The organism is Hamadaea sp. NPDC050747 (assembly GCF_040654195.1).
Lineage (GTDB): Bacteria > Actinomycetota > Actinomycetes > Mycobacteriales > Micromonosporaceae > Hamadaea.
On record NZ_JBFAHM010000011.1, the window covers coordinates 241174 to 255864 of the forward strand.

Below are 14691 nucleotides of genomic sequence, written 5' to 3' on the forward strand. Positions count from 1 at the left end.
CTTGCGTATCAGTCCGGCAGCCAGTGCAGCTCGTGCGCCACGGTCTTGGCGACGGCACGGACGCGGCGGTGTAGCGGCGACTGCTCGCGGGGGAGGACCAGGTGGAACGCCAGGGTGGGCGCGCCCCTCAGCGGTCGCCAGGTGAGACCGGCCGGTTGTACCGTGACTGCGGCTTCTCCGGCCGGGGCGAGGGTGACCCCGTCGCGAAGGTCGTGCTGAGACATGTCGAAGGAGACTGCGGGCGTGTGGAACCGCGGGTGTGGCCGGGTGTCTCGGAACAGTGCGGACAGCTGATCGTGGACCACAGGGTTGGCCGCACGGTCGGGGAGCCGCAGCGGATAGGCGGCCGCGTCGGCTATCTCGATCTCCGGGTGTTCGGCCAGCGGATGGTGCTGCGCGAGTTGGACCCCGATGCGCGCACGCCGCAGCAGGAATCGGCGAACGCCACGGCCGGGCTGTTCACCGCGGGTGATTCCGGCATCGATGCGGCCGTCGGCGACCGCGGGGGAGATCTCCGGTGTCGCCATCGGGACCGCGCGGACCTCGAGTCCGCTGTTGCTGCGAATCAGCCTGTCCACTAGAGCAGGTGCCGTCTCGGCCCCGGCGCTGAGGCTGTATCCGATGAGCAGCGTGCCCAGTTGCCCGGCCGCGGCGCTGCGGGCGGTGTCCCATGCCCGGTCCAGCGCCGCCAGCGCGGGCGGCGCGGACTCCGCCAGAGCCGCGCCGGCCGTGGTCAGGACGACGGTACGCGTGTTGCGGACCAGCAGGGCCGTACCGAGTTCCTTCTCCAAGCGGCGCATTCGGGCGCTGAGTGCGGGCTGTGCGATGCCGATCCGGGCGGCCGCGCGGGTGAAGTTCAGCTCCTGCGCCAGGACCAGGAAGTACCGCAGGCTCACCGTATCCGGCGCCACGTGCCCTCCCGCCGATTGATAGCGATCCGTTCTGAGTCTATCCCGTACCGATCTTTCCGTTGACCGCAGATCTAGCTCTAACCTGCGTCTATGGCGATTCCGCTGACGGCAGTACCCGTCGCCGGGATCGATCGATCTGAGTGTCAAGTAGAAGCCGGACGTGAACGGCCGAACGCAGGAGGTTTCCGTGGCAAAGGGCTACTGGGTCAGTGTCTATCCCGCGATTTCCGACCGTGAAGGGCTGGCTGCTTACGACAAGCTGGCCCGTCCGGCTGTCCAGGCTGGGGGCGGGCGTCTACTGTCCAGGGGCAGTCGAGTCGTCGCCCGCGAGGCCGGGATCACGCAACGCGTCGTCCTGATTGAGTTCGACAGCCTTGAGCAGGCCGTCGCAGCGTACGAGAGCGAGGCATACCAGAAGGCGCTGGTGGCCCTCCCTGCCGGCGTGGAGCGCGACTTCCGCATCGTCGAAGGCATTGACTGACCGGCGGGCCCAGCGATACCTCGCTGCCGACCACCCAGAAGCCGGCCTTCTCCAGTACGCGCAACGAGCCCACGTTGTCACTGGCGGCGCGGGCGAACAGGGGACGGATGGTCACCTGAGTCAGGAACAGCTCGAGAGCCCGGCTGGCCACGCCTTGCCCCCATAGGGAGCACCGTCGAGATATGGCCGGTTGTGTCGCCGTGCGGGGCATGGTCGACTCGGATGCCGGCTTGCCGAACTACCCTCGGGGTCATATAGGGACAATCGGACATCTTGACGATTGTCGTTGGGGCAACCTCGACGGACCACAACCGATCGGTGACGTAGCCAGTCGTCTGTGCCCGGCAGACTATTCGAGGCGGCTAGGGTCACACGGTGCTCATACAGGAACGTCTGATCGCCCGGGTCCGGGAACTCTGCCACGCCGACGAACGTCTCGTTGCCGCGCTGACGTACGGTTCCTTCGCTCAGGGCGAGGCCGACGCGCACAGCGACATCGAATTCTGGCTGTTCCTGCGCCCAGAGGTCGCGCAGACAGTCGACCATCGCGCCTGGCTCGACCGTATCGGGTTGGTGCGGCACGTGGTCGTCAACGAGTTCGGCTCGCATGTGGTGTTCTTCCCGAATCTGATCCGGGGAGAGTTCCACTTCGCGACCGCCGCCGATATCGCCAATGTTGCGACCTGGCCAGCGCGCAGCGCCCCCACCGACCAGATGATCGTGCTCGACCGCACCGCCGCCCTGCGCGATGCCCTGGAATCGCTGCCTGATCGGCCTCGCCTGCCGACCAGCGCCGAGGAGATCGACGAACTCTGCGGACGGTTCGCCAACTGGCTCATCCTCGCTCACCACGTCTCCCAACGCGGCGAACTGCTACGCGCCATCGATGCGTTGTCGCACACCCAGAGGTACCTACTGTGGATGGCCCGCCTCGGCGAAGGTCGAACCGGGCACTGGCTCACACCATCGCGACAGGCGGAGACCGACCTCGGCGATGACCTGGTGCACGCGATTCACGCCATCGCCCCCGCGGCCGACCCCCAGGCAATCGCCACAGCCATCGCCGCCGCCTGGGCTTGTGGCCGCGTCTACTGGCGCAAGCTGGCAGACCGCGCCGGCCGAGGCGTTCCCGACGACCTGTTCACAGAGCTCGACACTGTCACGAGCCAGTAGGTCCGAGCCGAACGGCACACCGACTCCATGCACGCCACAGAGCGAGCACCGCATGAGTGCAGTCGTCGTGGACAACCAGCTGATCAACCATCCGGTGCTGGCGTTGTTCAACTGGGACGGCCGGATCAGGCGCGCCGCCGCTGCCGCGGCTCGGTGTTTCTCCCGATGATGCCGACCTGCGATCCCGCGGAGCAGGCCCGCAGGGTCACCACCGCGGAGCGCACCAAACGCCTCAAGATGTCTGACGCAGAGCCGCCTCGCCGCAATGGCCACAACCTCGATGTACATCTCGGCCGATCCCACCTGCTGGACACCACGCACCTCAGCCCGACCCAGGCGGCCGAGGCCATCCTCCGTCGCGCGAAAGATCTAACCGGCTGAAGGCAGCTCGGCACGCCGGCAGCCCAGGTTTCTCGGCCACACTGACGCCCAGCCGGGTTGGGGTCCGCGCATGCGAGACGGCCGCGCGTTGCCCGGCCAACAGGCCCCATCCAGACGTGTGGGCTATCGGCGCAGGTGTGCCGCGTGGCAGACTCGAAGTGTGGCCGCACAGGACGAATCCTGGCGCGTAGAAGCCGACGGCGAATGGCTGGCACGCCATCAGTCTCGGACGATGGCCAACGTCCGGCGCCGCTTCAGCCGCATCCTGATCGCCGGCAACGCCGTGAGCAACGCCGAGCTCGGCCCATTCGGCGGAGCGCCGCGCAATCCGAGCTTGCGCCCGGCGCCGTCACGCTACGCGGTGATACGGCATGTCGTCGCAGTGTACGCGTACACGTCGATCCGCCTTATGCTCGAATATTGCCAGCGCTGCGGTCGGCCCATGCAAGAGGCGCACCATGTGGCGACGGTCCGGGCCGACGGCGTGCGGCTGTCGCTCGGTGCGGTCCGCAGTTGCCGAACCTGTGACAGCGATTCGTGGCTGTTCCGCTCGCACATGCCGGCTACCCACGAGGCGCGACGCCAGGCGGACAAGACCGTTCTCTGACTAGCGCGGCGCCTAGGTTGGAGAGCGGTCCGCTGATGCTCGCGGCGGTGACAGTGCGCTCATACCGCTTCCTGTTCTGACTGCGGCCCCGGCAGGCCTATCCGCCGTTGAGCCACAGGCCGACGAGGAGCACGGGTGGCCGGTCAGGTTCGCGTGCGGGGTCACCGCGCTGGACCGACGCTCGGCGTCGTTCGGTAATAGCCGCCGTTCTGCGGCTCCCCGAGATGTCAAGGGACTCTTTGGCATCTCGGTAGCGCCAGTTGGATCATCGGCTTGACGATGTTTACTCGGATGAGTAATGTTTTACTCATGCGAGTAAACGCGCCAGCGGCGGCCGGGGAGCCGTCGGCGACTGGAGGTCAGAGCGTGGCCAACGCCGCCCGCCGCGCGCAGATCATCGAGTCCGCGATCGAGTGCATCGCCGAGCTCGGCTACGCGCGGGCGTCCTTCGCCCAGATCGCCCAGCGGGCCGGCATCAGCAGCACCCGCCTCATCTCGTATCACTTCGAAGGCAAGGAGGACCTGATCCGGGCGGTGGTTCACGAGGCGCTGCGGGCCGCCGCTGCGTACATGCATCCGCTGCTGCAGGCGCAGACGAGCCCGTCGGCGATGCTGGCCACCTACATCACGTCCAACCTGGACTTCATTCGTACGCATCCGGCGCACATCCGGGCTGTTCTCGAGATAGCCGCGAACACGCGCCCGGAGCCCGGAGTGTCGGCGGTTGAGCCGGACTCCGCGTCCCCGGTCGCGCTGCTGGAGCAGCTGTTCCGGCAAGGACAGGAGGTGGGGGAGTTCCGGGCCTTCGATCCGCGGGTGATGGCCTTGACCCTGCGCGCCGCCATCGACGCCGCCGTCGGCGAGCTGACGGCCCGGCCAGACCTCGACCTGGACGCCTATGCCCGCGAGTTGGTCGCCCTGTTCGACCGGGCCACCCGGAAGGAGCCGACATGAGCGGCATTGATACGAGCAGTACTGACATGAACGGCACGAGGGCGATCGTGGAAGCGGCGACGCCGGGCAGGGCAGCAACGAGCCGCCGGGCGCTGATCGGTTCCCTGCTCACGGACTTGGTCGCACCGCTTGGCGTCTACTATGGAGCCCGCCTTCTCGGCGTGAACCAGTGGGGTGCGCTGCTCGCTTCGGCGGTAATCCCGATGGGTGTCGTCGTCCACCGATTCGTTCAGCGTCGTCAGGTCGACTACGTCGCGCTGTTCGTCATCACGGTCTTCGCGCTGGGAGCGGTGCTGTCGGCGCTTACCGGCGACCCCCGAGCCATGCTTGTACGCGAGGCGTGGACCGGCATGGTCGGCGGCATCGCCGGCCTCTGGATGCTCGGTTCCCTCCTGCGGGGCCGGCCCGCGCTGATGGTCGTGTTCCGGTCATTCGTGCTGGCCAAGTCGGGCCCCGGCGGGCTGCGGACATGGGCGGCGCGCTGGGATCACGAGGCGGGATTCCGGCACGGTTTGCGAGTGCTCACAGCCGTCTGGGGCATCGCACTTCTGCTGACCGCGGTCCTGCAGGTGCTGTTCGCCTACGCCCTGCCGCTCGACGTGGCACCTGCGGCCATGAACTTCACCTGGCCGGCAATCGCCGTGCCGCTATTCGTCTTCCACCTGGCCTACACCAAGCGGCGCAACCTGAGGGCCTGATGACCACCGAAGGAGCGACTCCCAATGCCGGCACCGCCGACCGGCAGCCTCCCACGTTCGTCTTCGTCCATGGAGCCAACGGAAGTGGCGGCCTGTGGAACCCCATCATTCTCGAACTGGCGGCCCACGGTCACCGCGCGGTCGCCGTGGACCTGCCGGGCCACGGGCTGCAGGCGGGATATCCGGTGTCCTACCAGGCGCCGCAAGATGCTGCCGCGTTCGCCGAAGAACCGTCGCTCATGGCCGGGATCACCCTGGACGCCACGGTGGACTTCTTGACCGGCGTCGTCCGCCGTGTCGCGGTTCACGGGCCGGTGATCCTGGTAGGGCAGAGCCTGGCCGGTATCAGCATCACCGGAGTGGCCAACCGCGTACCGGAGCTGATCGGGCAGCTCGTGTACGTCTCGGCGTTCTGCTGCGTCGACCTGCCGACCGTGTACGACTACTACCTGACACCGGAGGGCCGGAGTAGCGCCGTGCTCACCGTGCCGAAGGTCGGCGACCCGGCCCGGACCGGTGCCCTGCGGACCAACTGGCGCTCGGCCGATCCCGCGTTCCTGGCTGGGGCGCAGCGCGCCTTTCTGGCCGATGGAACCGCAGCGCAGCTACGCGCGCTCATCGCCGGCTGCCAGCCTGACGAGTCCGCTCTGCTGTCCTTCACCGACGCACGTATCGACCCGGGCAGGTGGGGCGGCGTACCGCACACTTTTGTCCGGCTCACCGACGACCAGTCGATCCCGTTGGCCCTGCAGGACAGGATGATCGCCGAAGCGGACGCGGCCGTGCCGCATAACCCGTTCCGGGTGCACACCCTGAACTCCAGTCACCTCGGTTACCTCCTGCGGCCGGCAGAGATCGCGTCGCTGTTGGTCCGTTCAGCCCGGTGCGAGCCGGGTGTGCCGGCCTGACCATCAGGGCATGCGTGCCGCCGCCCGCTCGATGCGCGTGGCCGGCGTACCCTCGCTGGCGCGGCCGCCAACGGGCTCGGCCGGGGGGATCGACGCGACGCCCAGCAGGTTCAGCGCGGGTTGTCCGTACGCCAGGCCACGTAGTCGGCGATCGCGGTGACACTGTCGAAGGCGGGCGCGAAGCCGGTCTCCGACGACAGCCGGCTGATGTCGAGGTAGGCATCGGCGCCGGGTCCGTGCTGCCGACCGGGCAGGAGTTCGAGGCGGCGGCCCGGGAGCGCTGCCCGCACGGCCTCCACCAGGTCGCGATTGGTCGACAACTGGCCGCTGGACACGTTGTATGTGTCGTACTGCAACGCTTCTGCGGTTGTCAGCAGGGCGATCGCCCGGCCGGCGTCCGGGGCGTAGCAGCTGTCGCCGCCGTCGTCGGCGTGCAACGGAGCGGGTTGCTCATCGCGTAGGACGGCGCTGACGTAGGGCGGGATGCGGTTGAACGGCGATTCCGGGTCCATGAGCGGCCCCCATACACTGCCGATCCGCAGGATGATCGGCTGGACGCCGCTGCCGCGAAGGCTGTGGGTTGTGAGGGGTTCGACGGCCTTCTTGAAGGCGATGATCGGGTGCGGGACCTCGGCGGTGGGCAGGGCGAGGTTTTCGGACCAGGGGATCTCCGTCCGGCCGATGTAGACGCCGAGGCTGCTGGCGACCGCGAACCGGCGCACACCCCAGGTACGCGCGGCGTCGAGCGCGTTGAGCAAGCCGATGGTGTCGGTGCGGAAGAACGCGACCGGATCGTCGCCGGGAATGCTGCGCGCAAGGTGGACGATGTCGCTGATCTGGTGGCGGTCGCCGAGGGCGAGGAACGCTTCCCGGTCGGTGACGTCCAGCTGTTCGACGGTGACCTTGCCGGCCAGGAAGGACGGGACGTCGGCCCGGCGGTGGGAGGTGACGACGACATCGTGCCCGAGGTCGACGAGCGCTCGTGCGGTGTGGGCGCCGATCATGCCGAGCCCGCCGGTGATGAGGATCATCGGACCACCTCGTAGTGCAGGTGCGTCACGCCGGCCGCCGGGATGACCTCCAGCAGCCGCAGCTGTACGTGGTCGGGCAGGTCCCGGAAGAAGCTGAGGCCGCCGCCGAGCAGGATGGGCACTTGGTGCAGGACGAGCTCGTCGACGAGTCCCGCCGCGAGCGCCGTGGAGACCAGCCCGCCGCCCATCAACGCCACGTCCTTGTCCCCGGCGACCTCGCGGGCCGCGGCGATGGCGTCGGCGACGCCGGTGCTGATCAAGGTCTGCCGCTCGCTGATGTCGGGTGCGGGTCGATGGCTCACCACGAACAGCGGCGCCGTCGGGTGCGGGGATCCACCCGACCAGTGGCTGGAGTGCTCGTAGGTGGTGCGCCCGGCGACTGTGGCGCCGACCCGGGCGGCGATGGTGTCGAAGAACCGGGCGCTGGGCTCGTCGAGGGTGAAGCCGTCGAACAGGCGGCTGGGGGTGTCGCCGTTGACGTACCAGTCGAACAGCATGGGCGCGTCGCCGAGGCCGCGGCCGAACTCCTGCTCGCCGTCGGGTGTCCGCCCGCTGATGTAGCCGTCCACGGAGACCGCGTGGGCGCTGAAGACCTTGCTCATGATGCTCCTTCGCTGCTGTCAGATCGCTTGCGGGAAGTCGAAGAACCGGTGCGGGTCATACGCGTTCTTGACCGTGACCAGCCGGGCGTGATTGCCCGCGTGGTACGCGGCGGCCCAGTCGTCGAGGGCGGGATCGGGAAAGTTGGGGTAGACGCGCCCGGACCCGTCGGCGTGGGCGATGGCCCAGGAACGATCGACCCACGGATCTAGCGCATCGCCGATGTGTTCGAGCAGGAACCGCTCGCCACGATGGGCGAACGCGGTGGCCTCGGGGGCGATCCTGGAGTAGGCGCCGCCCATCGCCGTGAATGCCAGCTGCCGCCGGCCCCCGGTACGCGGTGCGGTGAACTGGTCTTCGAGCGACGCGAGCGTGCCACCGGACAACCCGGTGGCGAAGAACTCCGACCGTGCGCGATGGGTTCGCCCGGGCGTCTCGGCGGCGGCGAAGGTCTGCTTCAGACGGTGGTACGGCAGGTCGGCGTGCAACTCGAACGGGCGGTCGGTGAACCGCCGCAACAGCTCCCGCGTGCGTCCTTCGTCGAAGGTGCTGGCGCCGATGAGAGTCGCCCGGACCGGTGCACCCGGCTCGGAGTCGAGGGTCAGGTTGACGGTCACCTCGTCGGGCGCGTCCGGCGCCCAGTCCTGCCAAGCGGCGATGACGTCCGCGAACCCTACCTGCGGCCAATGCGCCTCGATACGGGTGGTCAGGGGCTCCGCGACGGTGTCGAACCGTAGTGAGGTGACCACGCCGAACTGGCCGCCACCCGCGCCGCGTAGTGCCCAGAACAGATCGGGTTCACGGTCCCGGTCACACTCCACGACGGTTGCGTCGGCGAGCACGACTTGCGCGCCGATGAGACGATCGCACGTCAACCCGTACATGCGTCCGAGTAGCCCGATGCCGCCGCCGAGGGTGAGCCCGGCGATGCCGACGGTGGGACCGCATCCGGCCGGCAGGGTCAGACCGTGGTGGTGCAACGACGCGTACACCTCGCGCAGGCGGGCGCCGGCGCCCACGGTGGCCACCCCGTCGGCTGCGACAGTTACGTCGGCCAGGCCCGACAGGTCGAGCAGAATGCCGTCGGTCGACGAGCGGCCCGCGAAACAGTGACCGCCGCCGCGAGGGACGAGACGCTGGCCGGTAGCGGTCGCGTACCGGACGGTCTGGACGACGTCGGACACCGAACGGCACCGGACCACCAGGTTCGGGCGCACGTGTGCGAACGCGGGGTTGACCGGGCGGTAGATCGCGTCGTAGCCGGGCGAGTCCGGCGTGAACAGGTCACCATCCAGGGCAAGAGCAGGCACGGGATCGACGTTATGCGCAGGTGGGCCGGCAACTCTTGAACGAAACGCGCACGCTCAGCGGCGCAGATCCAGCCGAGCTCGGGTGGCGAGGAAAGGCGCGAACGAGGCCGCATGCTCATGACCGCAGGCGCAATGGTCGACCGCACCGCCCAGGAGCCTGCCCGGCGTCAGGCCCGTCAGGCGTACGCATTCACGGGTCAGGTGGGCCTGGTCGGCGTACCCGACGTCGACGGCCAGGCTCGCCACGCCGTCAGCGCCCGGCCTGCCCGAAGCCGTCGCACGAGCCTGCGCCAGTGCGAGGAATCCCTGAAAACGCAGCGTGCGCTGCAGAACCTTCGGGCTCACCCCCACCGCCTGCAGACAGCGCCGGCGCAACTGGCTGGCGGACAATCCGAGCCCACCGGCCAGCGCGTCGATGTTCACCGGGCGCCACGGCATCAGGCCCAGCACGGCTTCGCGTACCAGCGGATCGACGTGCGCCGCAGCCCGGAACTCCCGCACCAGGTGGGCCTGCAGGCGTGCCAGCGCCTGCTGCGACGTCGTGGCCAGGGCCATCACTTCCACCAGACGGTCCACCGACCGCCCCCACAGCTCTGCCAGGCTCAGCCGCTGATCCACGAGGTCGTCGAGCACGGTCGGCAGCGGCGGCGCGGTCCCCGGCAGGAACCGCACGCCCACAATTGTGGTACGCGCTGGAATGACCTCCACCTCCGGACCGGTCAACGGGCCGACCAGCTGTGGACGGCCGCCGATCGGGAAGTGGATCTCCACTCCGCCGGTGGGCAGGTGCCGCTGCACGTACGGTTGGGCACCGGTCCGCTGAATCCAGACCGTGCGCACCACCTGCGTCAGCTCAGGTACGGGCGGAACCTCGACATACGAATCCATCGCGTCCATCCTGGCAGGGCGCCGCGCGCCTCGCCTATGTCTCCACCGATGGAGGCCTACCCGTCGAGCTGCTCGGCAAGGAACTTTCGCTCCGCCTCATCCGTGCCGGCGCCCTGGGCCTGATCATCACGACCATCATTTGGGGCAGTCGGCGGCGAACGGCAGTAGTCGAGGAACCGGCCGACGATCGGCGTCTGGATGAGGGCGCAATGTTCCGCCACCGCCGGTGAGGTGAAAACCGCAACCGGCGATGGCAGCGGCCCGTTACGGGCACAGCGCGGATGCCACCTCCGGTTCGGCCGTGCCGAGCGGGATGGCCTCGGCCGGCACCAGCCCAAGCCGGACGATCGGGCGATGCTGTAGCGCCGTGGCCGCCCAGCCGGATGCCCGCGCCCTCGCGGCCTCGACCAGAAACCCGCATTTCCGCCGCAAGACCAGCAAGGCAGCCATGTGGTACTCGGCAGAATAGCGTTAATGAGCTGCAAACTTTGGGTAGCGGATATGCGGTGCGAACCGTACCGCAAAGCGCCGTACAGCTGCGTCAGGGCTGGGCCTGGTTGCGATTGAGGCGATGGGTCCTGTGGTCCGTCGCGGCGATGGCCGTCGGGGTCCTGGTGGCGGCATTACCCTCGGCTATTCGGTCGCTACCCGGCGCGCCGGCCGGATTCTGGGCGATGGCGCTGGCCGCCATGATCGTGGATATTCCGCTGTTCGGGGTGACGGGCAAGCAGGACCTGCGTGTCCGTTCGACGCTGTCGGTCTGCTTCACATTCGCGATCTTGGTGTTGTACGGGGCGGGTCCCGCGATCGCCGTGCAGGCTATCGCCGCGGTGGTGACGGTGATCGGGCAGCGTTATAGTGCCCGATTCAGCATGCTTTTCGTCTCCCGTCTCATCCTGGCCACAGCAGCAGCCGAACTGGTGGTCATTCTCACCGGACTCCGCCCTATCACCACTCAGGGCAGCGGGCTCACCGGAACAGACGTACTCGAGTTCACCCTGCTGGCCGCGGTGTGGCTCGCAGTCAGCTACGGCCTGCTGGCAGCCGGCCGGCTGACGACAAGCCTGCACAGTTTTGGCCACGCATGGGCCGCGCTGCGCCCAGATCTTGCCAGCACCGCTGCGGCGGTGCTGGTGGTGGCACCTTTCCTGACCACCGTGCCGGGCTGGTGGCCACTACTGATCGCGGCACCGCTGATGGTATGGAATCAGCTCAGTCGCGAACAGCTGCGCTACCAGCAGCGGCTCGGGCGCGAGCCGATCAGCGGGCTGCTCAACCGGCAAGGACTGATCGAAGGCGTGCGGGCCGTCACCACGCGCGACCACCCAAGCCCGGGAGAATCGCGACCGTTCGGCATCATCTTCGTCAACGTCGAGTCGGTGCTGGAAATCAACCGGGCCCTTGGCCGCGAGCTCTACGAGAAGGTCATCGGCGTGGCCTCCCGCCGGCTCGTCGACGCCTACGGCGAGGACCGTGCCGCACTGCTGTCCAGCGAAGGCGTCGTCATCCTCGTGCCCGACCTGACCGAACCCGACGCCATCGCCGACGCCGAGGCCGCAGTCGCGCTGCTCGAACCGCATGTCGAAGTCGATAACATTCCCTTCGCGCTCGACCCGGCCGGCGGGGTGGCGCTTTCCCCTATGCACGGCCGGGAGCTGCGCACCCTGCTGATGAAGGCTGAGCTGGCCGCACATGAAGCCCGGGCCAGCCAACGCCGCGCAGTCCTGTATGTCCGCGAAGCGGCCGAACAGGCCGAACGGCGCATCACACTGCTGCGGGAGCTGCGGACCGTGCTGGACGACCCCACCCGCCGTCGGGAGATCACCGTCCTCTACCAGCCCCAGATCCACATCGACACCGGCCGCCTCGTCGCCGTGGAAGCCCTGGTGCGATGGACTCACCCGCGCTGGGGGCCGATACGCACCGATGAACTGATCGAAGCCATCGAGGCCAGCGAAGTCATGCACATGTTGACCAAGCACGTGCTCGAAACCGCTGCGGTACAAGTCCGGCGATGGAACGACCAGGGAGAGCCGATACGGGTATCGGTCAACGTCAGCGCCCAGGACCTGCACGAACCGCGTTTCCTGGACGAACTCGCCGACCTGGTCCAGCGGCATGGCATCGCACCCCGGCAGCTCATCGTCGAACTCACCGAACGCATGCTGATCTCCGACCTGCCGCGTGTCACCAGCGTCGCCCACGCCCTCGCCCGACAAGGCACCGGGCTTTCCCTCGACGACTTCGGCACCGGCTACGCCTCCTTGCAACAACTGCGCCTGCTGCCGCTCACCGAGGTCAAGGTCGACAGTTCCTACATCAAAGGCATGGTCGACAATCCGGCCGACAGGGCAATCGTCACCAGCGTGCACCAACTCACCCGCGCGCTCGACGTCGACGTGGTAGCCGAGGGTGTCGAAGACCAGCGCACCGCCGACGCTCTCGCCACGCTCCCCGGCACCATCGCCCAAGGCTGGCACTACGGCCGCCCGATGACCGCCGAAGACCTCCACGACTGGCGCCGGCGCCGGCACTCCGACAACGCCAGACAACGCCAGGCGTAAGCCAAATGACCCGCGCTCTGCGGCCAGCCCGGCGACAAGTACGGCTCTGTGCCAGCAGTTCAGCGCGATGCCGTCGAACCACCGCGGGTCACAGGTGCGCCGGCTACCGTCCCTCCCTGTGAGGTGCACCTGTACAACGCTGAAGCTCGCGACAACGCATCGCAGGGGACTTCAGATGCTTTCCGGGCCAATGCATCACGTAGTGCCCGGCATGGCCGACTAGAGACGCAGGCCACATGAGCGAGCAGGTGTCGCTGTGGACGCTGCATCTCAGCGTCTTCAAGCGAAGGGGGTTCCTGGCACGCCGGCGACCGTTTCGGCTGGCCAGCGGCGGGTAGCCGCACAGGCGAGCCGGAATCAAATGCTGTCGACCAGGAGGTGCGCATCATGCCGGCAATTCAGCTCATGAGCCCAGCTTTCCAGGATGACGAGCAGTTGCCGAACAGGTTTTCCCGAAGGGGTGGCAACCTGTCGCCGCCACTGGAATGGACCGGAGTCCCGCAGGACACCGAAGAGCTTCTGCTGCTCTGCGAGGACGCCGACGCCGACGAATTCGTGCACTTGCTGGTCACCGGAATCCCGCCGTCGGTCTCGCACGTCGCCGAGGGCCAATTGCCGCCCGGCGGCCGAGCCTGGGTCAACGGCTTCGGCGACACCGGATGGTCAGGCCCACAACCGCCCAGCGGCGACTCGCCGCACCGCTACGTGTTCCGGCTCTACGCCCTCAGCGAGCCACCGAACCTGCCGCAGGCGCCCAGCGGCGGTGACGTCCGCCGTGCCGTTGAAGGCCACGAAATCGCGGCACAAACCCTGACCGGGCTTTACGCCGACTGAGGTCGCCGGCCATGTCCGGCCGGCTGCAGACCGCGGCCCGCCGCAGATGTGAAGCTTCGGCCCAATAGAGCTCCCAAGCTGCCGACGTGCCGCTTGCGGACAGGTCCGCGGGCCAGGGTTATGGCCGCAGGCGATGGGTACGGCTACTGATGCCAATCCGTGCCCAGAACCCGTGCCATCCCGTCGGTCGCGGCTAACGAAAGCACTGTGGTGATGACCATGCGCAAATGCGAAGTCTGCGGAAACGAGTACTGGGGCGTCTTCGAAATACGGACCGCCGGCGGAGGAGTGCACCTGTTCGACTCGTTCGAGTGCGCGATCACGAAGCTCGCACCGGTGTGCGAACACTGCGGCTGCCGGATCATCGGCCATGGCGTGGAGATCAACGGCCGATTCTTCTGCTCTGCACACTGCGCCCGCGCGGTCGACGAATCGAAAGGCCAGCAGCTCCGCGACGCGGTCGGAAACCCGGCCGGCTGACGTAGAGCCCACTGGCAGTCGCTAACGCATCGGGAATCTCCGCCGTAGTAGCCGAACGTCATCAGCTGACCGGTCCAGCCGTTGTCCCGGAAGTGGGCGCCCAGAGAGGACCAGTATCCGGTGCAGTCGTACCCGTCGGTGGCGGCGAACCCGTGAACGAAGATGACCGCGTTGTCCTTGCTGTCGGCGCGCGGCGGTGCGGCCTGAGCGGGCTCGGCCGCCAGAACCACGGTGAGGCTGGCGCAGGCCGCTATCGATGCGAACAGGGCTATGACACTTCGCATTCGTGAACCCCTTCGGGGGTGGGCTGTCAACGGAAAGTGGCATGACATTGCATCCATACACGGCGATCCGTCAAGGGTGTGAACCTTTCAATGCGCCCAACCCTCCTGCGTTCCGCAGCTTCGCTTCGATGTAGTCCGGTAAGGTGACGGAATGGTCATGCGGGTGGCGGTTCCCGTGCTGCCGTGCCGAGATGTGGAGGCAGCGCGGTCGTACTTCACGGACGTGCTCGGGTTCGACACCATATTCACCTGGGAGACCCCACCCACCTATGCGGCCGTGGTCCGCGACACCGCCGAGTTCCACCTGTACGCCGAAGGCAGCTTCAGCCCGGCCAGGGTGGCGGTTGTCGTCGACGACGTCGATTCCTGCCACGACGAGCTGCGCGCCCGCGGCGCCGACATCGTCGAGCCACTGGCTGACCGGCCCTACGGGATGCGCGACTTCAACGTACGGACACCCGATGGACATTTGTTGATTTTTAGCCAGCCGCTTACTGAGTACGGGTGACCATCAGCGGACCAGCCGGAAGAAGGACCGGACCTCGTCGACGAACAACGCGAATCTGGGGGCTTGAGCTGGGCAAACA

General features: G+C 67.9%; 15 protein-coding genes and 1 pseudogene. 10 read left to right on the plus strand and 6 right to left on the minus strand.

The genetic code is table 11. From position 1 onward, the window contains the following. Positions 1-8: 8 nt before the first annotated feature. Positions 9-911 carry a LysR family transcriptional regulator gene (locus AB0H43_RS26675; protein WP_360003546.1) on the minus strand — a complete coding sequence of 301 codons (903 nt, stop codon included), beginning with the start codon at positions 909-911 and terminating at the stop codon, positions 9-11. 187 nt (positions 912-1098) lie between these two features. Here AB0H43_RS26675 and AB0H43_RS26680 point away from each other — a divergent pair, with 187 nt between their 5' ends. Continuing rightward, entirely contained in the window at positions 1099-1392 is a 294-nt protein-coding gene (locus tag AB0H43_RS26680) for a DUF1330 domain-containing protein (protein WP_360003548.1), read from the plus strand. Between the two features lie 49 nt (positions 1393-1441). Here AB0H43_RS26680 and AB0H43_RS26685 read toward each other — a convergent pair. After that, positions 1442-1603 (minus strand): annotated as a pseudogene (locus AB0H43_RS26685) (GNAT family protein); the annotation flags it as partial. Between the two features lie 164 nt (positions 1604-1767). On the opposite strand from AB0H43_RS26685, the gene AB0H43_RS26690 reads away from it, so the two are divergent. From AB0H43_RS26690 to AB0H43_RS26710, 5 genes are all read left to right on the plus strand, one after another. Beyond that, positions 1768-2565: a hypothetical protein gene (locus AB0H43_RS26690; protein ID WP_360003550.1), complete on the plus strand. Its 798-nt coding sequence runs from the start codon at positions 1768-1770 to the stop codon at positions 2563-2565. 541 nt (positions 2566-3106) lie between these two features. Next, on the plus strand, positions 3107-3553 hold the full coding sequence (locus tag AB0H43_RS26695; protein ID WP_360003552.1) for a hypothetical protein: 447 nt from the start codon (positions 3107-3109) through the stop codon (positions 3551-3553). Between the two features lie 309 nt (positions 3554-3862). After that, positions 3863-4507 (plus strand): TetR family transcriptional regulator, encoded by a 645-nt coding sequence (locus AB0H43_RS26700; RefSeq protein WP_360003554.1) that lies wholly within the window; start codon positions 3863-3865, stop codon positions 4505-4507. A gap of 47 nt (positions 4508-4554) precedes the next feature. Then, complete coding sequence (locus AB0H43_RS26705) at positions 4555-5205, plus strand: VC0807 family protein (RefSeq protein WP_360003555.1); 651 nt, start codon at positions 4555-4557, stop codon at positions 5203-5205. Then, positions 5205-6113, plus strand: coding sequence for an alpha/beta hydrolase (locus AB0H43_RS26710; protein ID WP_360003557.1), 909 nt, complete (start codon positions 5205-5207; stop codon positions 6111-6113). Before AB0H43_RS26705 ends, AB0H43_RS26710 begins: the two co-directional genes overlap by 1 nt. Before the next feature lie 110 nt (positions 6114-6223). On the opposite strand, the gene AB0H43_RS26715 is transcribed toward AB0H43_RS26710, so the two are convergent. Genes AB0H43_RS26715 through AB0H43_RS26730 form a run of 4 tightly spaced genes read right to left on the minus strand, consistent with a single transcriptional unit; the run spans position 6224 to position 9942 of the window. Next, on the minus strand, positions 6224-7144 hold the full coding sequence (locus tag AB0H43_RS26715; protein WP_360003559.1) for an NAD(P)-dependent oxidoreductase: 921 nt from the start codon (positions 7142-7144) through the stop codon (positions 6224-6226). Next, on the minus strand, positions 7141-7746 hold the full coding sequence (locus AB0H43_RS26720; protein WP_360003561.1) for a dihydrofolate reductase family protein: 606 nt from the start codon (positions 7744-7746) through the stop codon (positions 7141-7143). Before AB0H43_RS26720 ends, AB0H43_RS26715 begins: the two co-directional genes overlap by 4 nt. Positions 7747-7764: 18 nt before the next feature. Beyond that, positions 7765-9054, minus strand: a complete 1290-nt coding sequence (locus AB0H43_RS26725; RefSeq protein ID WP_360003563.1) for an FAD-dependent oxidoreductase — start codon at positions 9052-9054, stop codon at positions 7765-7767. A gap of 54 nt (positions 9055-9108) precedes the next feature. After that, positions 9109-9942: a DUF6597 domain-containing transcriptional factor gene (locus AB0H43_RS26730; RefSeq protein WP_360003565.1), complete on the minus strand. Its 834-nt coding sequence runs from the start codon at positions 9940-9942 to the stop codon at positions 9109-9111. Between the two features lie 596 nt (positions 9943-10538). On the opposite strand from AB0H43_RS26730, the gene AB0H43_RS26735 reads away from it, so the two are divergent. The 4 genes from AB0H43_RS26735 (at position 10539) to AB0H43_RS26750 (ending at position 14612) form a co-directional block, all read left to right on the plus strand. Further along, a complete protein-coding gene (locus AB0H43_RS26735) occupies positions 10539-12506 on the plus strand; it encodes a GGDEF domain-containing phosphodiesterase (RefSeq protein ID WP_360003567.1) in 1968 nt (655 codons plus the stop codon). Positions 12507-12893: 387 nt separating this feature from the next. Next, the gene (locus AB0H43_RS26740) at positions 12894-13340 is read left to right on the plus strand and encodes a YbhB/YbcL family Raf kinase inhibitor-like protein (RefSeq protein WP_360003828.1); all 447 of its coding nucleotides are present in this window, start codon (positions 12894-12896) and stop codon (positions 13338-13340) included. A 219-nt stretch (positions 13341-13559) separates the two neighbouring features. Further along, entirely contained in the window at positions 13560-13820 is a 261-nt protein-coding gene (locus AB0H43_RS26745; RefSeq protein WP_360003830.1) for a Prokaryotic metallothionein, read from the plus strand. A gap of 435 nt (positions 13821-14255) precedes the next feature. After that, positions 14256-14612, plus strand: coding sequence for a VOC family protein (locus AB0H43_RS26750; protein WP_360003569.1), 357 nt, complete (start codon positions 14256-14258; stop codon positions 14610-14612). Positions 14613-14691 lie beyond the last annotated feature (79 nt).

Bases quoted from the DNA above. Each gene is read 5' to 3' on its own strand.
- AB0H43_RS26700 (WP_360003554.1), top strand. From the start codon at position 3,863: ATGCGAGTAAACGCGCCAGCGGCGGCCGGGGAGCCGTCGGCGACTGGA.
- AB0H43_RS26710 (WP_360003557.1), top strand. From the start codon at position 5,205: ATGACCACCGAAGGAGCGACTCCCAATGCCGGCACCGCCGACCGGCAG.
- AB0H43_RS26715 (WP_360003559.1), bottom strand. From the start codon at position 7,144: ATGATCCTCATCACCGGCGGGCTCGGCATGATCGGCGCCCACACCGCA.
- AB0H43_RS26720 (WP_360003561.1), bottom strand. From the start codon at position 7,746: ATGAGCAAGGTCTTCAGCGCCCACGCGGTCTCCGTGGACGGCTACATC.
- AB0H43_RS26730 (WP_360003565.1), bottom strand. From the start codon at position 9,942: ATGGATTCGTATGTCGAGGTTCCGCCCGTACCTGAGCTGACGCAGGTG.
- AB0H43_RS26735 (WP_360003567.1), top strand. From the start codon at position 10,539: ATGGCCGTCGGGGTCCTGGTGGCGGCATTACCCTCGGCTATTCGGTCG.
- AB0H43_RS26740 (WP_360003828.1), top strand. From the start codon at position 12,894: ATGCCGGCAATTCAGCTCATGAGCCCAGCTTTCCAGGATGACGAGCAG.
- AB0H43_RS26745 (WP_360003830.1), top strand. From the start codon at position 13,560: ATGCGCAAATGCGAAGTCTGCGGAAACGAGTACTGGGGCGTCTTCGAA.
- AB0H43_RS26750 (WP_360003569.1), top strand. From the start codon at position 14,256: ATGGTCATGCGGGTGGCGGTTCCCGTGCTGCCGTGCCGAGATGTGGAG.